This window comes from Cupriavidus sp. GW821-FHT07C08, from assembly GCF_059419025.1.
In genome coordinates, this window is record NZ_JBWKQZ010000030.1 from 66,402 (window position 1) to 85,478 (window position 19,077).

Here is a 19,077-nt window from a genome sequence, read left to right on the forward strand (position 1 = left end):
CGTGCGGCAACTGCCGGCGCTGCCGTCCCTGCTGCGCTACTACGACGACTTCGACGACGCCACGCGCGTGATCCACGAACCGGCGAGCGCAAGCGTCTTCGCCGTCCATATCAATGGCGGCACCCAGTATCTCGACTTCTCTAGCTATGACAGCGGCTACGCGACACTGCTAAAGCATCTGTTCCTCTATCTGCTCGGGGAAAACCTGCACGTATCGACGGCGACGGGATACCTGCAAGCGGCGAAGCACTTCAGCTATGCGGAAGTCATTGCCCTGCTGATGGCCGGTCCCGAAAATTGTGTGGCCAGTTGGGCAGCGTTACGAGCATTGGGGAAAAGAGCGGACGCTTACGGGTTCGCCAAGGCGCTGCTGCGATTGCTCTGCCACTATCGGCTGTGTGGCTGGTCGCCCCAGTACCGCGAGTTCCTCGGCGTTGCCCTGCCGTGGCCGGCCCGGGACAAATACGCTGGCGTACGCACCGGGGACGTCTTCCTGTCGATCGAGGAGGAAGCGGCGATCGTGCACTATCTGGATGACACGGCCCAAGGCGCGCGCGATGGCGCATGCCTGGATGAGGTGACGTTGTGTGACGCGGTGATGTTGTTGTGTGCCTATCAGTTCGGCATGCGCCCAATCCAGATTGCGCTACTGACCATGCGCGACGTGCGCGTGTGGTCGGACGGCACTGACGAGCGGCCAGCGGTGCATCTGACCTTCCGCATGGTGAAGCAGCGGCGTGGCGCCACCATCAAGCCCCTGCCCCGCCGGGTCAAACGGGAGTGGGCGGTGCTACCTGGCCAATTGGAGCAGCGTCAACGCGCGCGCGGGCATGCCGGTGGTGATCGCTTCTGCAGCGTGGCCTCCGCCGCGGAAGTCTCCGTGCGCATAGCCGCGCTAACCGAGCGGCTGCTGGGCGTGCGCGTCACGGCGACAGATCTGCGACACACCGCTGCCCAGCGCCTGGTCGATGCCGGCGCCAACCAGGAAGAGCTGGCCGCCTTCCTGGGTCACGCCGACGTGACCACCGGCCTCGTGTACTTCGACAGCTCGCCCAACCAGGCGGAGCGCGTCAATCGCGCCATGGGACTGTCTCCGATCTACCAGCAGGTGGCCCGCATCGCGCACGCGCGCTTCATCAGTGCGGAAGAATTGGGTTCGCTCAAGGGCGAGCAGCAGATCGCCGGCGTGCCGCACGGCATCCCGATCGCCGGCATCGGCGGCTGCACCAGCGGCCAGCCGGCCTGCCCGTTCAATCCGGTGACCTCTTGCTATGGTTGCCACCGGTTCATGCCGGTCCGCGATATAGCGCTGCATCGCGAAGTGCTGGCAGGCCTGCGCAGCGTGGTGCGCTTCTTCCACGATGCGTCTCGCGACGACGCGGCGTCCCCCGCCCACTTGCAGTTGCAGCGGGCCATTGCCGGCGTGCAAGCGGTGCTGGACGAACTGGAGGGCGAGGCGAAATGAACGCTGGCTACCGCGCTTACATAGCCTTGGGGCAAACCTTAGCAAAGCAACGGGGCCTGGCCTGGTCGCTACCATTGGAGCCGGACGGACGCGTGCACAAGGGGCATGGCTGGAACCTCTCCGCGCTCGCAGGCGATGTGCCGCCTCCCGTGCACTACCTGAACCATCTCGGCCGCGATGCCAAGATGTTGAAGGCCTTGGCCGAGCAGTCGAAAGAGCTTGCCCCAGCAGCGCTGTCGGCGGCATGGCAGGATCTGATCAAGGCCGCCGTGCTGGAGCAGTTGCTGGTCAAGCGCAATACCACCGGGCACATCGTGTCTAACATCGTGCGTCCCTTGCGGGTACTGGCGACGTGCCTACCCGACCAGGAGCCTTGGCAACTGACGACACAGGATGGGCACCATGCTGTCCAACTGGCGAGCCGCCTCCAGGCCTGCGGCAAGCTAGGGCAGCTCGTGGAGGGCGTCCTCAGGAATCTGTTCGACGTGCAGCGGCTGGCAAACGCCGGCCCGCTCTACCAGGCCGCGATCCAGCGCCGAACGACGAGTCGCCGGGTCCGTCGGGCCGCCTTCCTGCAATCCGAGGACGAACTACGGGACACCCTCGAGCAACGCAAGCGCGCTGAACGTCTGCCGGAGCGGCGCGCCTTCTGGGAGTTGGTGCGCATCGTCATGACCGAGCCGCCTCGTAGCTTCGTCGATACGCTGCGCTTCCTGTGCCTGCGCGCGATGATCGTGACCGGGTTGCGCATTGGCGAGGTCGTGCTACTGCCGGCGGACTGGCAGCGCACCCGCGCCTACTACGACCGGCATGGCCAGTCCGCGGGCACGCAGGGCGGCTACGCGGAGGCGCTGCTGCTGCGCCACTTCGCGGAAAAGCAGCAGACCCCGACGTCGGACAGTCGTGTGCTGTTCGAAAAGGTGCAGTATGTACCGGAGATGTTCCGCGACTTGCTGACGGAGACCCTAGCGCGCAGTGTGGCGCTGACCGAGCCGCTACGCCGGACCTTGCGACGGCAAGCCGAAACCGGTCGTCTGCTGCCGTGGTACGCCGAGCATGAGGTCGTGCCCGCCGCCCATCTGTACCCTCACCTGACCGGCAATCCGTTCTGGGCTGCTATGGATGGCGCGCAGCGGGCCGACCTGTTGGATCGCTATCGCGCGCAGTTCGACGTCACCTTGCTGCAGGAGATGCATGACCTGCAACGCACCAGCCATGCACGGCAGCCTCGCCTGGACTCGGCTGCCTACGTGTATCTGAACCGTCTTGAAAAGGCCATGCGGGCTGGCGAGCACCCCCTATCCTTCCGCCGGGACGATGGCAGTGTGATCCCGCCTGACGTCCGGTTGCAATGGTCGCAGACATGCCTGCATGTGGGCGAACTCGAAGCCTACCTGCGGGCCGCGGTGCCGACCAAGCTGTCGGACACGGCACCGTTGCCACTGATGTCTGGCCAACTCCAGAGTTGGGAGTTGCTGTTCCTGGCACCCAAGCGCTCGCTGGCGGAGGAACGTGATGACGGCATCTGCGATGTGACACGAGTGATGGCGGTGAACCGGCCAGATACCGGCTTCGTGGCGAATGCGATCGGAGAGCGGCCTTCGGGAGAGTCGCTGTTCCAGCGCTATGGGCAAAGCGCGGAGGACCAGAGACTGCACCTTGAGTCGCACATGCTGCGCCATTTACAGAACACCGAGCTGTTCCGGCTCGGTGTCGCGGACACGATCATCTCCAAGCGCTTTAACCGGCGTAGCGTGACGCAAAGCTACGTGTACGACCATCGCAGTCTGGCCGAGCAACTCGACCAGATCGAGTTGCCGGCTGAAGTGGAATCCTCCCTGGGCGAGAAAGCGGCCACGGTGGCCAAAATGATCCAGGCTGGCAAAGCCAGCGGTCCCGTCGTTGCCGCGTTCCTGCGCATCCAGGCTGACGAAGGCGACGAGGCGGCCTTCGCCTATCTGAAGGCGGAAGCCGATGGCTTCCATGTGACCCCGTACGGGCACTGCCTGAACAGCTTCACGGTCGATCCCTGCCCCAAGCACCTGGAATGCTTTACCGGCTGCCGGCACCTGTCGGCGACCAACCTGCCCGAGAACCGGGCGCATCTCGTCAAGCTGGAAGGCAAGCTGGAGGCCGCTCTCGCACATGCCGAGGCACGACCGGCTACAACGCTGGGGCGCGATAACCAGATCGCACATGCGCGGGTTCGGCTCGAAGGGGTGCGCAAGCTGCTGGCCAGCGCTAACGGCGAGCTGCCCTTCCCTGATGGCCCGGATCTGTCGGTGATACCGCCACGCGGAGTGCTCGATGACTGAGACCAAGACGACAGCGGCGGCGCCAGACGATCCAGACCTCGTTCGCATTCTGGAGGATCTGCTGGCCCACGACGAGACCATCACGGCGCGCGCCGTCGCGCGTCGCCATCCCAGCCTCAAGGCGGCTTCGTCCATCACGCGCAGCCCCGCGCGCAGCCAGTTGCTGGCGCAGTACCAGCAGCGCCAGGCGGAGTTCCGCCGCTGGCAGCGGCGCCTGCCGCGACAGGCGAGCGCGGTGACAGCGGCAACGCTGGCCGAAAAGGAGCTCCGCATTGCCGAGCTCGAGCGGCAAGTGAGGCTGCTGACGAGTTCCCACCTGGCCATGATCCGGGTCGTGGGCGAACTGGGCGGCTTCAGCAAATGGGCCGCCTTCTATGAGCACTATGCCGAGGCCCGGGTGCAACTCGAAGCGCTGGGCGCCCTGCCGGTCGCGACGATCACTGCACTTCCCTCAGGCTCCCGGCCCGAAGAAGGCGAGCCTCCCAAAGCCTAGGCGCGTCGACTTCGTGCCAAATACGCTGTTGCGTTGCTGGCAGCCATCTTGCGCAACAAAGTGACCTCAGATCGTTGCGCAACAGCGCGGACTACCTGGCTGTGGATAACTACGCTGAAATCCCGCTATATATCAATATGGGGCGGTGAAAAGGCCCCTCGCAACAAAAACCCCGACATACCAACTGTGCGGCATGGTGTGTTGTAGGGGCTAAACAAGAATGTCCGCTTCCAGCCAGATCAGAATGTCCTCTAGCAAGACCTATACTGGTAGCGCCTGAGCGGAACCGGAGCGCGCCATGAACGATCGAGGATTGATCACCATGAGTCTGCGCGAAGCTGACCGCTTCAAGGTCATTCAAGCTACCGCCGAAGGTCTGCTGCCGCAATGGCGAGCCGCCGAACGGCTCAATCTGACCACACGCCAAGTGCGGCGGTTGGTCCAACGCTGGCGTATGGACGGCCCGACGGGACTGCTGTCGCGTCAGCGCGGGCAGCCTGGCCATCGGCAGCTTCCGCGCCTGCTGGAAGCGCAGGCACGCGCCCTGATCCAGGCCCAGTACGCCGATTACGGCCCAACACTGGCTTGCGAGAAGCTACGCGAGTGCCATGGCGTCAATCTGGCCAAGGAGACGGTACGCCGAATCATGATCGATGCGGGTTTCTGGGTGCCAAGGAAGCAGCGGCCGCCGAAGATCCATCAGCCTCGCAGCCGCCGGGCCTGCCTGGGCGAACTCGTGCAGATCGACGGCAGCGATCACGCCTGGTTTGAGGACCGGGCGCCGGCTTGCACGCTGCTGGTGTACGTCGATGACGCCACGGGCCGGCTGATGCAGCTATTGTTCGTCCCGACGGAGTCCACCTTTGCCTACTTTGCCGCGACCCGTGCCTATCTTGAGCGCCACGGCAAGCCCGTGGCGTTCTACAGCGACAAGTTCAGCGTGTTCCGGGTCAATGCCAAGGGCGCCACCGCCGGCCGCGACTATACCCAGTTCGGGCGCGCGCTTTACGAACTCAACATCGAGAGCATTTGCGCCAATTCGAGCCCGGCCAAAGGACGCGTCGAGCGGATGAACGGCACGCTGCAGGACCGGCTGGTCAAGGAGTTGCGCGCGCACAATATCAGCACGCTGGAGGCCGCCAATGCCTTTGCGCCGGTCTTCATCGCCGACTTCAACATGCGCTTTGCCAAGATTCCCCGCAGCGACTTTAACGCACATCGCCCGGTACGGCCCGAAGAGGATCTCGAACGCATATTTACCTGGAGGGAATGGCGCAAGGTCTCGAATCGACTGACCCTGCAATACGATCGTAAGCTGTACCTCATCAAGGACCTGCCAGAACATCGGTCGCTGGTCCATCGCTATATCGAGGTCGCGGAGTATCCGGACGGCCATATCGAACTCTGGGCCGACGGCATCTCCCGGCCCTATGTCCTTTATGACCGCCTGTCGGAGATCGATCAGGGCGCAATCGTTGAGAACAAGCGGTTGGGACACGTGCTGGAGATCGCCCAACGCGTGCAGGTCCTGCGCGACAACCGGCGAAACCTTGACCTGCCATCACGCACTCTCATTGGCCAACCACCTCGGCACCCTGAATTGCGTATGCCGGGCACCAAGCCGCAGCGAAAGTTGAGCTCGGACGATTTGCGGCGCGCCATTGATGAAGTGGCACCACCGCCCCACCCTGTTGATACCGCACCGCCTCAGGTCAGCTCGACTGCCTTACGCAAACATCCCAGAAAGGCACCAAGAAAGAAGAACACCACACTGCACTTCTATGATGAGAACTGAGTCAAGGTTTTTCGCTAAAAATAGTCCCATTAAATTTTGCTCGGAGCGACGAGGAGGTCGTGTTGCCCGAGGTCAGTTTCAAGTTCCCGGTCATCGTTGCGTGAGGGTTGATCACCATCACAAACTTCTATCCGCCGAATATTTCCGGCATAGTCCTGCATGCGCGTAGCGCGTAGAAGACCCGGATGCGACAAGCCCCATCTAGAAGTGTCGGTTGCTGAGCAACCAGTGTAGTGCGCGGGCCTGTCTACTTTTAACTGTGCTGCGTAACTGAATGTCCCCAACCTTGTCACCCGATTGTTGAAGTGTGTTTCTACCTTCGGGTTCTTGCGTTCTTCAGTACCGCGCCCTCGGGGATGACCCCGTGCTCAAGGTAGCGCCACAATGCGATGACGAGCCGCCGCGCCACCGCGACGATGGCGATACGTTTGGCGCGCTTGTTCTGGGCATTGCCTAAGGTACGCTGCGCAAACCACCGCGCGATCGTGCTGTGGGGTTGGTAGCGGAGCCAGAACCACGCCATCTCGATCAGCAAGGAGCGCACTCGCCGGTTGCCTTGTTTACTGATTCCTTGGTCGACCCGGCTCTGGCCGCTGTCGTAGGGCTGAGGCACCAGACCGACACAGGACCCCACTTGGCGCCGGTTGTCGAAGTGTCGCCAGAATAGTTCGAGTACCAGTCGGGTAGCCCCCACCGGGCCGATGGCCTTGAGTCGTTCGAGGTCGGCGATGCGTTTCTGTACGGGTTCCGGCAATTGTTCGATCAATTCTTTTTCGAGCTGGGCAAATTGCTGCTCGGCCAGGGCCAGGCGCCGGCACTCCCTGGTTAGTCGCGCGTGCAGGTCTGGCGGCAAGGGGGCGCCGTCGTGGCAGCGAAACGCTCCCATCGCGAGACGCGCTGCGATGTCGCCATTGACGTCCTGCCAGCAGCCCACCGTGCGCAACAATTTGCGTATCCGGTCGCGATGCTGCATTGTTTCCTTTTGGAGCTCGCCCCGGTCCCGTACAAGATGGCGTTGCGCTTCGGCTTCGATGCTTGGCACCCGTATCACACGCATGCGGTCATATTCGCCGCGCAACCAGGCCCGCAGACACATCAGCAGCCGGATCACGTCAAGCCGATCAGTCTTGGCCCGCCGTGCGTGTCGCTCCACGGGTATGCTGGCCGGGTCGCAGATCAGGGGTTCATAGCTGAGCTTGGCCAGGGCCCGTGCTATCCAGAAACCGTCCTGTCCTGCTTCGTACAGTACGACCGTTCGCACATCAGGCGCAAGGCCCCATTTTGACTTGACCTTCTCGATCTGCTGCACGGCTTGCTGTAAGCGACATGCCGCAGAATTAGCCGATACCGCGTGGATTGCAGGTTTCTCGCGTTTGCCATCATGCAAGCCGATCTTCCAGGATCCGCTCGATAGCTCCAGTGCTACAGCCAAAAATTCGCCCGGCGGCATAAAATGATCGATGCGGGTCGGTTGCATGATGTGGGCCCTCCAAAGTAAGTTACTTGCACCTTCACTTTAGGACCACTCTGCGAGCCGACCCGTCCTTATACATAGGATCTAGCGGACATTCTGATCTGGACAGAGATAGGACATTCTGATTTGGCCTAGACATGTGTGTTATTCATGCTCATGCCCGCGGAGGCACACGCTGAAGTCGAGCAGCTTCTGGACATCGTTTCTGGATGGAGGAACACCTTCGCGGAAGCCGGAGTTTCTGAGCAAGACATCGAGGCCTGCGCACGCTACATGATGCGTGACACCAACCTTCCCCCATTGCCAACGCGCCGTCGCACCCGAAGGAGTGCCTAGGCACTAAGCGCCCGCCCCCCGAGGGAGTTGTCCAAGGAGATCCGCCGGTGACCTCGAGAGATGAGGAATGTGAGCTACTGGAAAGGTGCACGGCTGCCGCCCGTGGGCGACTGGCCATGGCCGGCAATCAGCGGGAGGCAAACGTTTTCCGGCTCGCCGCGATGGTTTTGAGTCCGAATCTGCCGGTCGAATCTCGCCGCCTCATGGCTGCGAGCGAGCGCTACTTCGAGGAGCACCCGGATCACCTGGTTCCGTCCGTGGATGTCGTGCGCAATGGCTGGATCATCGGCTTGCCGCGCCTGCGGGACATGCTGACGGCCCAGTTCCGTCCTCAGGACCCGGTCCCAGTCAAGCTGCAGCGCAGGCCGAAGCAGTCATGACCGATCACCCCATAGGCCCCAACGCGTAGCATTGAGAGCCTGTGCCGGGCGCCGCAGGTTTTTCCAGATGTCGGTAGTTTCGCGGTGCCGCTTGGCGGCAACTTCAGCCACAACCTTGCAGACAAGCTGAAGCGGCGCTTCGTCGAGTACGTGAGCCAGTTGAGCATAATGTTGGTCAGGGGCCTCGCCGGATGCCAGCGCCTGCTCCAACTCCTCTGGCGTTAGCTCGCCGCTGTAGCTGACGTTGGCGCTCTTGGCCGCGAGCCATAAAGCCCGCGTCGGCTTGCCCGCCGCGCGCCTGATCGCATCCGGGTCGACGACGTCGACCACTCTGGCACGCCCTGCTCCACTCTCCCTGGCGCGTTCCGGCTCCGCGAGTGCGTTAAACCAGGCCATGCCAGCATGCGGGTCCGGGTTGGGATCGGCGGGAAATACCGCGCCGCCAACTTCCTCGCCATCGTCGAGCAATTGCAAGCGCCAACCGCCATTCACTTCGGCCGTCCGCGGGTTAATTCGCAACGATAGTGCGTCATGGTTGGCCGCTGCTGAAGCGCTTCAGGGGCGCTCTTTGTTTCACGCGGCGGCAGGCAACTTGCTTTTGCGGGGGCGTCCGCCAAGCCTACCGTTTTCCCTCGCAGCCGCCGCCTTGGCAGCCGTCGACGCCGCACCTCCGCGTTTGCCCAGCTCTGACGCCATCCAACGCTTGGAGCCGAGAAAACCTTCGAGCAGCGCCGGCAGATACAGGTCCGCATCCAGGTGGGGGAAATGGATGCCAAGCCCCGAGGGGCTGATCTCGGCGTCGGCCAGGTCCGCCGGGTGGGCGTGTTCCAGACCCTGCGCCGCCTTGGGCGAAAACGCCAGTTCAAGGCCGGATGCCAGCGCGATCACCACGCGCGAGACGCGCCGGTCGTAGCGCACCGACACCACCGCCGGGAAGGAGGCCTTTTTGGCCGCGCCGCGCGCATTCGCAGCGGCCAGCACGTCGTCAGTAATTTCCATGGATGCCTCTCCAGTCGCGGCACAACGCCGCCAGATGGGCGATCAGCGCGTCGACGATTTTCCCCAAGTCCCTGGCCGAAAAGCCATAGTTCTCGCGCAGTTTCTGGCGGCCCCTTCGGGCAATGCAGATTGAAGACAGCTTCGCAGCCTTTGCCCATCACGTGGACATGGGCCGGGCGATGGTCGTTGGGGTAGATCACCACGCGCAGGCCGAAAATCGATAAGACCGTTGGCATTGATTGTACCAAACCTAAGCAGCTTGGGTTATTAGTTGCCGTGATCTTACAAGGGCCTGGTGCCTATGACTAGTTCGCCATACGCGGATTCGATGTTGCCCCTACCCATCTCGAAGTGATGTGCCTTCTAACCTGATCGTGCGCAATATGCCGCCTTCGCGCGGCACGACAGCAGCGCCAAGCAGAGTTCCACCGGTGGCGCTGACGAGTTCCCACCTGGCCATGATCCGGGTCGTGGGCGAATTGGGCAGCTTCCGCAAATGGGCCGCCTTCTATGAGCACTATGCCTAGGCCCGGGCGCGGCTCTATCGTTAATTGGGGTTGTCATACTGCGCCAATTTTTGGGCGCAGTTTAAAAAACTGCGCCAAAATGGCGCCATTCCTCAAGCGAACTGCGCCACGCTCCTTATGTCCACCGCCCACGCCCTGCTAGACAGCATTCGGAATGCCCCCGCTGGATTGATGCTCGCCGAGTTGCTAGCCAAGCATCCCGACGTTGCGCGGCGGACAGCCCAACGTTGGATCAGCCAATGGATCGATGGCGGACAGATCACGGCGATCGGCGAAGGACGCGCCCGTCGTTATTTCGTGGCGAAAACGACAGAGCTTGCCACGACCGCGCCTGAGCAGGACCGCTTCCCGAGTTACATCCCGCTTTCCGCAGACAGCCGCGACATCGTCGCCTATATCGATCAGCCCCCGAAAGCGCGCAAGCCTGTGGGCTACCAACGCGACTTCCTTGACGCCTATCAACCCAATGTCACACGGTACCTTTCGGAATCGCTTCGGCGTCAGCTACACAAGATGGGCAAGACCGCACAGGCTGATGCCCCCGCTGGAACCTATAGCAGGGCAATTCTGAACCGGCTGCTGATCGACCTGTCATGGGCATCGAGTCATTTGGAGGGCAACACCTATTCCCGCCTGGACACCCGTGAGCTGATTGAGCACGGGAAGGCAGCGCAAGGCAAGGCGGCCATCGAAACCCAGATGATCCTCAACCACAAGACGGCCATCGAACTGCTGGTGGAGAACATCACTACGGTCGGTTTTGACCGCTATACCTTGATGAACTTGCATAGCGCCTTGTCGGAGAACCTGTTGCCCAACCCTGCCGATGAAGGCCGGATTCGCCAGCACGCCGTGGACATCGGCCAAAGTGTCTACCGTCCCCTGTCGGCACCACAGCAAATTGAGGACGCACTAGATGCCCTGCTCGAGAAGGTGAATCAAATTGCTGATCCCTTTGAACAATCATTCTTCGTGATGGTGCACCTGCCATACCTGCAGCCATTCGCGGACGTCAACAAACGCACCTCGCGCCTGGTGGCCAATCTGCCGCTGTTCCGTGCAAACCTTTGTCCGCTGACGTTCCTGGATGTGCCGGAGCAAGCTTATAGTCGCGCCATCCTTGGCATGTATGAGATGACCCGCGTGGAGTTGCTGCGCGATCTCTACGTTTGGGCCTACGAGCGCTCAACGCAAGAGTACCTGGCCATCAAGCAGGACCTGGCGGAACCCGATCCGCTACGCCTTGCCTGGCGTGATGTGATCAAACAAGCGATCCGGGACGTCGTGCTGCAACCCGATCAGGATGCGCTATCCGTGATTCGGCAGGTCGTCATGGCAAACGTGCCAGGAGTTGATCGTGACAACGTGCAAGCACTAATCGTAGAAGAACTCCGACGGCTGCACGAGGGCGTACTGGCCCGCTACGGCTTGCGCCCCTCGGAACTCGCAGCTTGGAAGGCATCCCAGGTGTCGGGGCCACCCAACTGATTACATTGCCGCCGCGTCACCAAGCTTTACAATCTGCACGCTGCCCATAGTGATCGTGGCGTGGACCCCGAATCCGCAAATTCTACGAAACCGAAGCCCTGCACCGCGGCTGGCCGGTAACTAATCGACGCAGGGAGCGGCGAGTGAAGCGCGGCCTGGAACTTCATTGTCGGACGTGTCGCTCAGATGCGAACTGGTGTGCGGCCGCGCTGCTACCAGCGACGCTGGCGCGGATCTTCGCCGCATCAGCCGCTGCGTATTCGGGTGCCAAGGCGCATGCGACGAGTATCGTCAAACCCAGTTCGTCCAGCACAGGCGTGCTCGAGATTGACCCCCTTGCCGCTCCCCAGCTTGGACAGCATGCCGACAGAGACACCGCAATGCCTCGCCGCCTGGTCAATGGACATCCCTCCTCCCGCCCAGTTGGCTGTATGCGGTCGCCCAGTTGGGAAGAATCGTCGCGCGCGACGAAGGCGTCGGCTCAGGTAGTGGTCGCGGCATAGAGGCCCGTCCCGTGAAGCATGGCAAGCCAGCACGAAGGCTGTTCGCAAGATTGTTTCATGAACGTGAAATTATAAATTTGAAACGGGATTGGCTGCCTTCTATCGGATTCAGCGGCGGCCCAGCGTGTCGTCTGCTCATTGGCCCAGGCCTGCAGTTATGCGAGCCCTGCTCCAAGCGTTGCGCGCCAGCCTGGCGTGCCCATGCTATCCATGGCTAGGCGTTACCAGCCGTAACCCCTCCTGCGGACGAATAAGACACTTATTAGACACTTATCATATAAGATACATTGTTGTATCTTATATGCGAAAACCGGCATTGACGCGTCATCGGGGCGCATCGGCCAGACGAAGGGAACGGGCTTTCCCCGCAGAAAGCCCTCTTCCACCTAGCTTTGCGGCCACAAACACTTTACGATACATCCGTGTAACTAAAACAGGTTGCTATGACCTCTTGGGAATTCTACGGACGGATGGGCACGCTAGAGACGCTGGACCGGATTGTCCATGGCCCAAACTGGTTCTTCTGCCGCATCCAAGGCCGACGACGCATTGGCAAGACGACCCTGCTGCGTGAGCTGTCCAAGAGCGAACCGTCGCTACTCGCCCAGATGGTCTACATGCAGGTACCAGACTCAGACGAGCGAGATGTGGCGACTGGGTTCCGCCGGGCGCTGGAAGACTGCGAATCCGAGATTGCAAATGCACTGGCCCCGCAAGTCACTGACTTCGCCTCGATGGCCGGCGTGATCGGCCAGCTATGCCGCCGCGGCCTGATCGTCGTGTTGGACGAATTCCAGTATTTCACGCAGGCGAGGCTCTACGCCTTCAATTCATTCCTGCAGGAGCAAGTGGACCGGCTGCGCGATACGCAAGGGGGCGGGCTGTTTGTCCTTGGCTCCCTGCAGTCGGAAATGAGCGCGCTCCTCGACGACAAGGGTGCGCCGCTCTTTGGGCGGCTAACTGCGACGATCGATCTGCAGCACTGGGATTTCGAGGACTTGATCGAGGTGTACCGCGCACACGATATCCGCGACCCGCACCATTGGCTCACGCTCTGGGGCTTCTTCGAGGGCGTTCCCAAGTTCTACCGGGACGCGTATGACCAAGGCCTGTTTCAGGTGGGCAGCCGGTTTCAGGAAGCCTTGCTCGAGCGGATGTTCCTTCGCGAAGGCAGCCCTCTGGCCGAAGAGGCAGACACATCCTTTCTCCGTGAGGTAAAGGGCAGACTGCTCTCAGTCCTAAACTTTCTCGCGGAACATCCAGGCTCGAGCCACGGGCAATTAGTCGGCACCCTGCTGCGGGATGAAGACGAAGCGTCGTTGAAGGTCACAGTCAAACGGTTGGTCGAGAATTACCATATGGTCGACAAGCGCCACCCGGTGTTCTCGGAGAGCAAGAGCCGCAATTCCCGCTATTACATCACCGACAACTTTCTGCAGGCGTGGCTGTCGGTCGTGAAGCCGGCGCGGGACGCTTCCCGCATGCGCCCGCTATCGAAGGCGATCGATCTGACGCTCCCTCGGCTGCACGGGCACGAGGGATACGCGTTCGAGAAACTGATTCGTCAGTTGCACGTAGAGTGTTCGCGAAAGGGCGTGGGCGATTTCTCGCTGACCTCCATCGAACTGGGCTACTGGAATCGGCCGCGAGACGAACAGAACGCGATCGAGATCGACATCGTCGCACTCGACGAGGACGCGCGGCATATCCGCTTCGGCTCGTGTAAGCGCAGTGCAAGCAAGCACATCCGGTCCTCGCTTTCCGAATTTGAGCGACACATCGAGCGATTCATGTCGACAAAGGAAGGGCGCCGGGTGAAAGGGTGGACGTTGACCAAGGCGCTGTTCTCGCCAGTCTTTTCTGATGAAGAGGCTCGGGCGCTGACGGCCGCCGGCTACCAGTGCCTGGACTTGCCGGCATACGTCAGGATGCTTACGTCTTCGCGGTCAGTGTGATGCTCGGACGGGCCCTAGCTTCTGCCCGCCCCCCCGACGTGGGTGTTGAAGGAAGCGGCGAACGATTGCACCGACCGTAATCACCATGAAGGGCTGCGCCCTTCCCTTCAAGGCATGCCGGGATCAAAATGGGGGTGCTTTGAAATTCTTCCACTCGATGGCAATCCAACGAGACCGTCTTCGTGGAGCGGCGAATGACAGTCAGTCATCCCACATTGATACAATCGATCGCGATTCGCCAATCGACTATGAGAGGATGATGACAAGGGTGGCTACGCGCGCAAGCGCAATAACCGCGGCTGACACCTTCCGTGAATGCGGCACGTCGGAACAGGTCGACGACCGGAGGACGGCACTGCCTCGTCAGCGAGCAACGAACATATGTGCTCGATGGCCCAAGCTTGGCAGAACAGGTGCCTCTGTTCCAGGTTGCGCTTACCTCGCCCGAAGAAGGCGCGGTCAGAAACTGTATTGTTGGAAGTGCTGCACCGAAGCGAACCGGTGTCCGTTCCGGCTGCTACCAGATGCGGGAGCGGTTCTTCCATGTTGGGGGGCAAGTCAATGCCAGACGTAAAGCCAAAGGCCGCCCGCAAAGCCTCGCCTTCCTGGAGCAATGTCAAAGCCAAGCTGACCGACTTCGACCGTGCCGGCTTGATCGGGCTGGTACAGGCCCTGTACGTGGCGAGTAAGGACAACCAGGCCTTCCTGCACGCGCGGTTTACGCTGGGCGGCGATGTGCTCAAGCCATACAAGGTGACCATCGACCGCTGGCTGTGGCCGGATGCGTTCAAAAACCAGGACACCTCGGTCGCCAAGGCGAAGAAGGCGATCTCCGAGTACAAGAAGGCCAATGGCCAGCCGGAAGGGATGGCCGAGCTGATGGTGTTCTATTGCGAACGGGCGTCCGGCTTCAGCGCCGACGTTGGCTACCAGGACGACAGCTATTTTGAAGCCTTGGTACGGATGTTCGAGCAGGCGCTGCAAATGATCGCTACCTTGCCCGATACACAGCGGCCGGCACTCTGGGCACGCCTTGCCCAAGTACAACGTAATAGTGACAATTTCGGCTACGGAGTAGCCGATGACATGGATGCTTTGCTGGCCGAATATGGCGTCGATGGCTGATCGTGATGCGTTCGCCGCGCTGCAAGCCGAGAACGCCCGCCTGATCGCGCTACTGGAAGCGCATGGTATCGCATGGCGCTTGCCGCCGAAGGAGGCCGCGCCTGGCGCTCTGGGGGCTGAACAACCGCACATGTCCACGGACGACAAGGTGGCGCTGTTCCGCCGGTTGTTTCGCGGGCGCACGGATGTCTATCCGATCCGCTGGGAGAGCAAGTCCACGGGCAAGTCCGGCTACGCGCCGGCTTGCGCCAACGAATGGCGCGCCGGCGTCTGCGAGAAACCGCGCATCAAGTGCGGCGACTGCGGCAACCGATTGCTGATCCCGCTCTCTGATCAGGTCATCTACGATCATTTGGCCGGTGAGCACACGGTGGGAATCTATCCGTTGCTGGAAGATGACACCTGCTATTTCCTCGCCGCCGATTTCGATGAGGCCGAGTGGCGTGACGATGCCGGTGCCTTCGTGCAGTCCTGCAGTGAACTTGGTGTGCCGGTCGCGCTGGAAATTTCTCGTTCCGGCCAGGGTGCGCATGTCTGGGTCTTCTTCGCGGGCAAGGTCTCGGCGCGCGATGCGCGCCGCTTGGGCACGGCCATCATCAGCCACACTTGCTCGCGCACGCGGCAACTCAAGCTGGCGTCCTATGACCGTCTGTTTCCCAACCAGGACATGATGCCCAAAGGCGGCTTCGGCAATCTGATTGCCCTGCCACTGCAGAAGCGACCGCGTGAGCATGGCTGCAGCGTGTTCGTCGATGCCGCTTTTCATCCCTATCCCGACCAGTGGGCCTTCCTGGCGTCAATCCAGCCGATGGCGCCGCACGACATCGAGCCAACTATCTTTCGTGCCACGGGTAGCGTCCACCCGCTGGATGTCACCTTCATCGGCGATGAGGACTTGGCCACGCCATGGAAGCGCGAAGCCTCGACGGCAAGCAAGCTCACGGGCAAGATGCCGGAGGCGCTGACCGTGACGCTGGCCAACCTGATCTATTTTGAGAAGGCGCAACTGCCCCAGCCGCTGGCCAACCGCCTGATTCGCTTGGCGGCATTCCAGAACCCCGAGTTCTATAAGGCGCAAGCGATGCGGTTGTCAGTGTGGGACAAGCCACGCGTGATCGGCAACGCAGAAAACTACCCGCAGCACATCGCCCTGCCGCGCGGCTGTCTCGAGGCCGCGCTGGACCTGCTGCGCGACAACGGAATCCGCTGTGAGCTACGCGACGAGCGCTTTGCGGGCGAGCCCATCGATGTTGGCTTCGTCGGCACGCTTCGCCTTGACCAGGAGGCCGCCATTGCCGGGATGTTGCCGCATGATGCTGGCGTGCTATGCGCACCGACCGCCTTCGGCAAGACGGTGACGGCGGCCGCCATGATCGCTCGTCGCGGTGTGAACACCTTGGTGCTGGTACATCGCACGGAACTGCTCAAGCAATGGCAGGAGCGCCTGCAAGCCTTTCTGGGCGTCGGCAAAGGCGTGGTCGGCACCATCGGCGGCGGCAAGGCCAAGCCTTCCGGTCAGATCGACATCGCAGTGATGCAATCTCTGTCGCGGCAGGGTGAAGTCAATCCGCTGGTCGAGCACTACGGTCATGTCATCGTCGACGAATGCCACCACATCGGCGCAGTCTCGTTCGACGCGATCCTGAAACGGGCCAAGGCGAAGTACGTACTCGGCCTGACCGCCACGCCGATTCGCCGCGATGGCCAGCAGCCCATCATCTTCATGCAGTGCGGGCCGATCCGGTACACGGCAGCGAAACCGGCGAGCTCACCGCACGCCCTGGAGGTCGTACCGCACACCTGCCTTTCGCGCATCGAGTTGCCGCCCGAGTCTGGCATTCAGGAGGTATTCCGGCATCTGGTCCACGATCAGGCTCGCACTGACGCCATCGCTGCGGAAGTGCTTGAGGCCTTTAGGCAAGGCCGCAAGATTTTGCTGCTGACAGAACGCACCGAACATCTCGACGCCATCCAGGCTGCGTTGGGCGGGCAGATTTCCCCCCTTTTCGTACTGCACGGGCGGCTGTCGAAGCCGAAACGCGCCGCATTGATCGCGGCGCTCGAGGCCCTGCCAGCCGACGCACCGCGCGTCTTGCTGGCAATCGGCAAGCTGGTTGGTGAGGGTTTCGACCACCCGCCACTCGATACCTTGGTGCTGGCAATGCCTGTGTCGTGGCGGGGAACCCTGCAACAGTACGCGGGCAGGCTGCACCGCGAACATGCCGATAAGACTGACGTACGGATCATCGATTTTGTGGACACCGGCCATGCAGCATTGCTGCGGATGTGGGACAAGCGCCAACGCGGGTACCGGGCAATGGGGTATCGGATGGTGGGAGGGGCCGGGACAGAATGATTGTTTCGCTGCAACTGGGGTCCTACGAGTGCTTCTTCGCCTATACCCCCAGCACGCATGGGTTGCCGCCCACACGGTAGCCGGGGAAAAGCCGCCCTCAGGAGCGGCACCGCATCGGATGGACCAGCAAGCCATTAACGCGCTCCGCATGACAGCGAATGGCATTGCCGTACCGGTCGAGGAAAGCACCCAGCCAAGGCGCATGCGCCTTGGGCACGACCAGCATCGTCAAACCCAGCCGGTCCAGCACACGCAGGGCGTGGTCGCGCGCGAAGGCAGCGTTGGATCAGGTAGTGGTCGCGACATCGGGGCCCGTCCTCAAAGTAAAAAAGTCAGCGTGGAGGCTGTTCGCCCGATTTTTCATGATGGTGAAATTACACGCTGCAACGCTGATGGCCTGCCCTTGATGCCGTTTGATGGCTTACTTCATCCTGTGCCGCCAGTTCCCACATATTTTGCCGGCTACGTCGATACGGCTAGCTTGGGCCTGCGGCGTCGGGACATCTTAATAAAATTTTTGCCAGAACTTTTGATTAAGACACGGCGCGCGTTAAGCGGCCTTAACTAACCGCGATGCCTCTGCCAGCAGACGGTGCGGGGCCATACAACACAGCACGAGAGCAGATTTCTGGTCACCGGAGGCAACGAGGCGGGCGAACGCCCACTTCCCAATGGTAAGCCGCGCCGCGTGGTTCTCACCGCGAGAAATGCTAATTAATTCAATAAGTTAGAATTAGAGATTCTATTTGATGGTCATTTGATTGCGGCACATCCCACGAGCAGCATACGCCTCTTAGTAAGAGCGTCGCGCGGGCAACTGAATTTGTCATTGTTATATAGCGCAACAATTTAACATAACAGTTCCTGTGTGTTTTTTAGATCATATCTTTTGCAAAATTATCGTCCGACAAGGCGTTCCACGCTCATTTGAACTACAATTCGGTATCAACTGATACTAGAGGTGATGCCATGCTGGTCGTCTCGCCTGAGAACATTAGCGCCGCGATGGCGTTATCCCCGCCGCTGTTCTCGATTGCCGAACTCGACGCGGCCGTCCGCGAAGGTCTTCCCAAGTCGGCGCTGCGGGAAATCGTCGACCACGTTGTGCGGACTTCCGAGGAACGACGCATATTGATGTCCCGTATCGTGCCGGAAGCCACTTTTAAACGTCGCAAGGACCGACTCACCCCGGACGAATCGGAAAAGACAGAGCGGCTGGCGCGCATTTTCGCCACCGCAAACTTCGTCTGGGACGATGAGGAGGACGCACGCGCATTCCTCAATGCCGCCCATCCGCTGCTCGGCGGCAGCAAGCCGTTAGATGTTGCCATGACGGAGCTCGGCGCCAGGCGCGTTGAGGAACTGTTGTGGCGGCTCTTCTACGGCATGTCCGCCTGATGCAGATCTTTCGGATTGCGGACCAACGGCATGAGGTCTGGAACGGCACAGGCGCCATGCTGGTCGGCGGGCGCATTAATAGCCCGGGGCGGCCCCTTATTTATGGCGCCCTGACATTTGCTGGCGCAATGCTCGAGGTGCTGGTGCATGCCCGCATCGGCAAGGTTCCACGCCGGCATGTCCTCGTCATTGGCTCGGTGCCTGACGACATGTCGGTGGAACGAGCCGAGGTCGCCCAATTGCCAACCGGCTGGGACACGCTGGAAGACCCACGCGCCGCCCGTAGTTTCGGTGATCGATGGCTGGCCGAGAGCCGATCTGCGATCCTGCTAGTGCCATCCGTGGTAGCCCGTCTGGAGTGGAACGCCCTCGTCAATCCCCACCATCCCGATGCGTCGCGCATCCAGGTCTCTACGCCTGAGCCTGTGCAATGGGATGACAGGCTATTCCCGCGACAATCGTTGTAAT

Annotated in this window: 16 protein-coding genes; 12 read left to right on the forward strand and 4 right to left on the reverse strand. The window is 61.3% G+C overall.

Annotated elements, in window-relative coordinates; genetic code table 11:
• Position 1 precedes the first annotated feature (1 nt).
• The 4 genes from AC07UK_RS29850 to AC07UK_RS29865 all read left to right on the forward strand — a co-directional run bounded on the left by AC07UK_RS29850 (position 2) and on the right by AC07UK_RS29865 (position 6,068).
• On the forward strand, positions 2–1,465 hold the full coding sequence (locus tag AC07UK_RS29850; RefSeq protein WP_240992900.1) for a tyrosine-type recombinase/integrase: 1,464 nt from the start codon (positions 2–4) through the stop codon (positions 1,463–1,465).
• Positions 1,462–3,780 (forward strand): hypothetical protein, encoded by a 2,319-nt coding sequence (locus AC07UK_RS29855; RefSeq protein WP_115737135.1) that lies wholly within the window; start codon positions 1,462–1,464, stop codon positions 3,778–3,780. The genes AC07UK_RS29850 and AC07UK_RS29855 overlap by 4 nt, the downstream gene beginning before the upstream one ends.
• Positions 3,773–4,273 (forward strand): hypothetical protein, encoded by a 501-nt coding sequence (locus AC07UK_RS29860; protein ID WP_115737136.1) that lies wholly within the window; start codon positions 3,773–3,775, stop codon positions 4,271–4,273. The genes AC07UK_RS29855 and AC07UK_RS29860 overlap by 8 nt, the downstream gene beginning before the upstream one ends.
• 298 nt (positions 4,274–4,571) lie before the next feature.
• Positions 4,572–6,068, forward strand: coding sequence for an ISNCY family transposase (locus tag AC07UK_RS29865; RefSeq protein ID WP_494687050.1), 1,497 nt, complete (start codon positions 4,572–4,574; stop codon positions 6,066–6,068).
• Positions 6,069–6,381: 313 nt separating this feature from the next.
• Here the strand turns inward: AC07UK_RS29865 and AC07UK_RS29870 are convergent, their stop codons facing one another.
• Positions 6,382–7,545: an IS110 family RNA-guided transposase gene (locus tag AC07UK_RS29870; protein WP_494687051.1), complete on the reverse strand. Its 1,164-nt coding sequence runs from the start codon at positions 7,543–7,545 to the stop codon at positions 6,382–6,384.
• Between the two features lie 449 nt (positions 7,546–7,994).
• On the opposite strand from AC07UK_RS29870, the gene AC07UK_RS29875 reads away from it, so the two are divergent.
• Positions 7,995–8,258 carry a hypothetical protein gene (locus tag AC07UK_RS29875; protein ID WP_494687052.1) on the forward strand — a complete coding sequence of 88 codons (264 nt, stop codon included), beginning with the start codon at positions 7,995–7,997 and terminating at the stop codon, positions 8,256–8,258.
• Here AC07UK_RS29875 and AC07UK_RS29880 read toward each other — a convergent pair.
• The 3 genes from AC07UK_RS29880 to AC07UK_RS29890 form a co-directional block, all read right to left on the reverse strand.
• Positions 8,253–8,732, reverse strand: coding sequence for a hypothetical protein (locus AC07UK_RS29880; RefSeq protein WP_494687053.1), 480 nt, complete (start codon positions 8,730–8,732; stop codon positions 8,253–8,255). The two genes, AC07UK_RS29875 and AC07UK_RS29880, sit on opposite strands and share 6 nt — an antisense overlap.
• 99 nt (positions 8,733–8,831) lie before the next feature.
• A complete protein-coding gene (locus AC07UK_RS29885) occupies positions 8,832–9,257 on the reverse strand; it encodes a DUF2442 domain-containing protein (RefSeq protein WP_035868910.1) in 426 nt (141 codons plus the stop codon).
• A complete protein-coding gene (locus AC07UK_RS29890; RefSeq protein ID WP_494687054.1) occupies positions 9,143–9,493 on the reverse strand; it encodes a DUF4160 domain-containing protein in 351 nt (116 codons plus the stop codon). The genes AC07UK_RS29885 and AC07UK_RS29890 overlap by 115 nt, the downstream gene beginning before the upstream one ends.
• Positions 9,494–9,901: 408 nt before the next feature.
• On the opposite strand from AC07UK_RS29890, the gene AC07UK_RS29895 reads away from it, so the two are divergent.
• The 7 genes from AC07UK_RS29895 to AC07UK_RS29925 all read left to right on the forward strand — a co-directional run bounded on the left by AC07UK_RS29895 (position 9,902) and on the right by AC07UK_RS29925 (position 19,076).
• Positions 9,902–11,272, forward strand: coding sequence for a Fic family protein (locus AC07UK_RS29895; protein ID WP_494687055.1), 1,371 nt, complete (start codon positions 9,902–9,904; stop codon positions 11,270–11,272).
• A 946-nt stretch (positions 11,273–12,218) separates the two neighbouring features.
• Positions 12,219–13,730 carry an ATP-binding protein gene (locus tag AC07UK_RS29900; RefSeq protein ID WP_494687056.1) on the forward strand — a complete coding sequence of 504 codons (1,512 nt, stop codon included), beginning with the start codon at positions 12,219–12,221 and terminating at the stop codon, positions 13,728–13,730.
• A 561-nt stretch (positions 13,731–14,291) separates the two neighbouring features.
• Positions 14,292–14,855, forward strand: coding sequence for a hypothetical protein (locus AC07UK_RS29905; RefSeq protein ID WP_494687057.1), 564 nt, complete (start codon positions 14,292–14,294; stop codon positions 14,853–14,855).
• A complete protein-coding gene (locus AC07UK_RS29910) occupies positions 14,812–17,211 on the forward strand; it encodes a TOTE conflict system archaeo-eukaryotic primase domain-containing protein (RefSeq protein ID WP_494687058.1) in 2,400 nt (799 codons plus the stop codon). The genes AC07UK_RS29905 and AC07UK_RS29910 overlap by 44 nt, the downstream gene beginning before the upstream one ends.
• Positions 17,212–17,329: 118 nt before the next feature.
• Complete coding sequence (locus AC07UK_RS29915) at positions 17,330–17,779, forward strand: hypothetical protein (RefSeq protein ID WP_494687059.1); 450 nt, start codon at positions 17,330–17,332, stop codon at positions 17,777–17,779.
• Between the two features lie 401 nt (positions 17,780–18,180).
• On the forward strand, positions 18,181–18,609 hold the full coding sequence (locus AC07UK_RS29920; RefSeq protein WP_494687060.1) for an Xre family toxin-antitoxin system antitoxin: 429 nt from the start codon (positions 18,181–18,183) through the stop codon (positions 18,607–18,609).
• Positions 18,609–19,076 (forward strand): RES family NAD+ phosphorylase, encoded by a 468-nt coding sequence (locus AC07UK_RS29925; protein ID WP_494687061.1) that lies wholly within the window; start codon positions 18,609–18,611, stop codon positions 19,074–19,076. The genes AC07UK_RS29920 and AC07UK_RS29925 overlap by 1 nt, the downstream gene beginning before the upstream one ends.
• Position 19,077 lies beyond the last annotated feature (1 nt).

Excerpts from the sequence above, each read along its gene's own strand:
- AC07UK_RS29905 (WP_494687057.1), top strand. The coding sequence starts at position 14,292 with ATGCCAGACGTAAAGCCAAAGGCCGCCCGCAAAGCCTCGCCTTCCTGG.
- AC07UK_RS29915 (WP_494687059.1), top strand. The coding sequence starts at position 17,330 with ATGGACCAGCAAGCCATTAACGCGCTCCGCATGACAGCGAATGGCATT.
- AC07UK_RS29865 (WP_494687050.1), top strand. The coding sequence starts at position 4,572 with ATGAACGATCGAGGATTGATCACCATGAGTCTGCGCGAAGCTGACCGC.
- AC07UK_RS29900 (WP_494687056.1), top strand. The coding sequence starts at position 12,219 with ATGACCTCTTGGGAATTCTACGGACGGATGGGCACGCTAGAGACGCTG.
- AC07UK_RS29890 (WP_494687054.1), bottom strand. The coding sequence starts at position 9,493 with ATGCCAACGGTCTTATCGATTTTCGGCCTGCGCGTGGTGATCTACCCC.
- AC07UK_RS29885 (WP_035868910.1), bottom strand. The coding sequence starts at position 9,257 with ATGGAAATTACTGACGACGTGCTGGCCGCTGCGAATGCGCGCGGCGCG.
- AC07UK_RS29855 (WP_115737135.1), top strand. The coding sequence starts at position 1,462 with ATGAACGCTGGCTACCGCGCTTACATAGCCTTGGGGCAAACCTTAGCA.
- AC07UK_RS29895 (WP_494687055.1), top strand. The coding sequence starts at position 9,902 with ATGTCCACCGCCCACGCCCTGCTAGACAGCATTCGGAATGCCCCCGCT.
- AC07UK_RS29925 (WP_494687061.1), top strand. The coding sequence starts at position 18,609 with ATGCAGATCTTTCGGATTGCGGACCAACGGCATGAGGTCTGGAACGGC.
- AC07UK_RS29860 (WP_115737136.1), top strand. The coding sequence starts at position 3,773 with ATGACTGAGACCAAGACGACAGCGGCGGCGCCAGACGATCCAGACCTC.
- AC07UK_RS29910 (WP_494687058.1), top strand. The coding sequence starts at position 14,812 with ATGACATGGATGCTTTGCTGGCCGAATATGGCGTCGATGGCTGATCGT.
- AC07UK_RS29870 (WP_494687051.1), bottom strand. The coding sequence starts at position 7,545 with ATGCAACCGACCCGCATCGATCATTTTATGCCGCCGGGCGAATTTTTG.
- AC07UK_RS29875 (WP_494687052.1), top strand. The coding sequence starts at position 7,995 with ATGGCCGGCAATCAGCGGGAGGCAAACGTTTTCCGGCTCGCCGCGATG.
- AC07UK_RS29920 (WP_494687060.1), top strand. The coding sequence starts at position 18,181 with ATGCTGGTCGTCTCGCCTGAGAACATTAGCGCCGCGATGGCGTTATCC.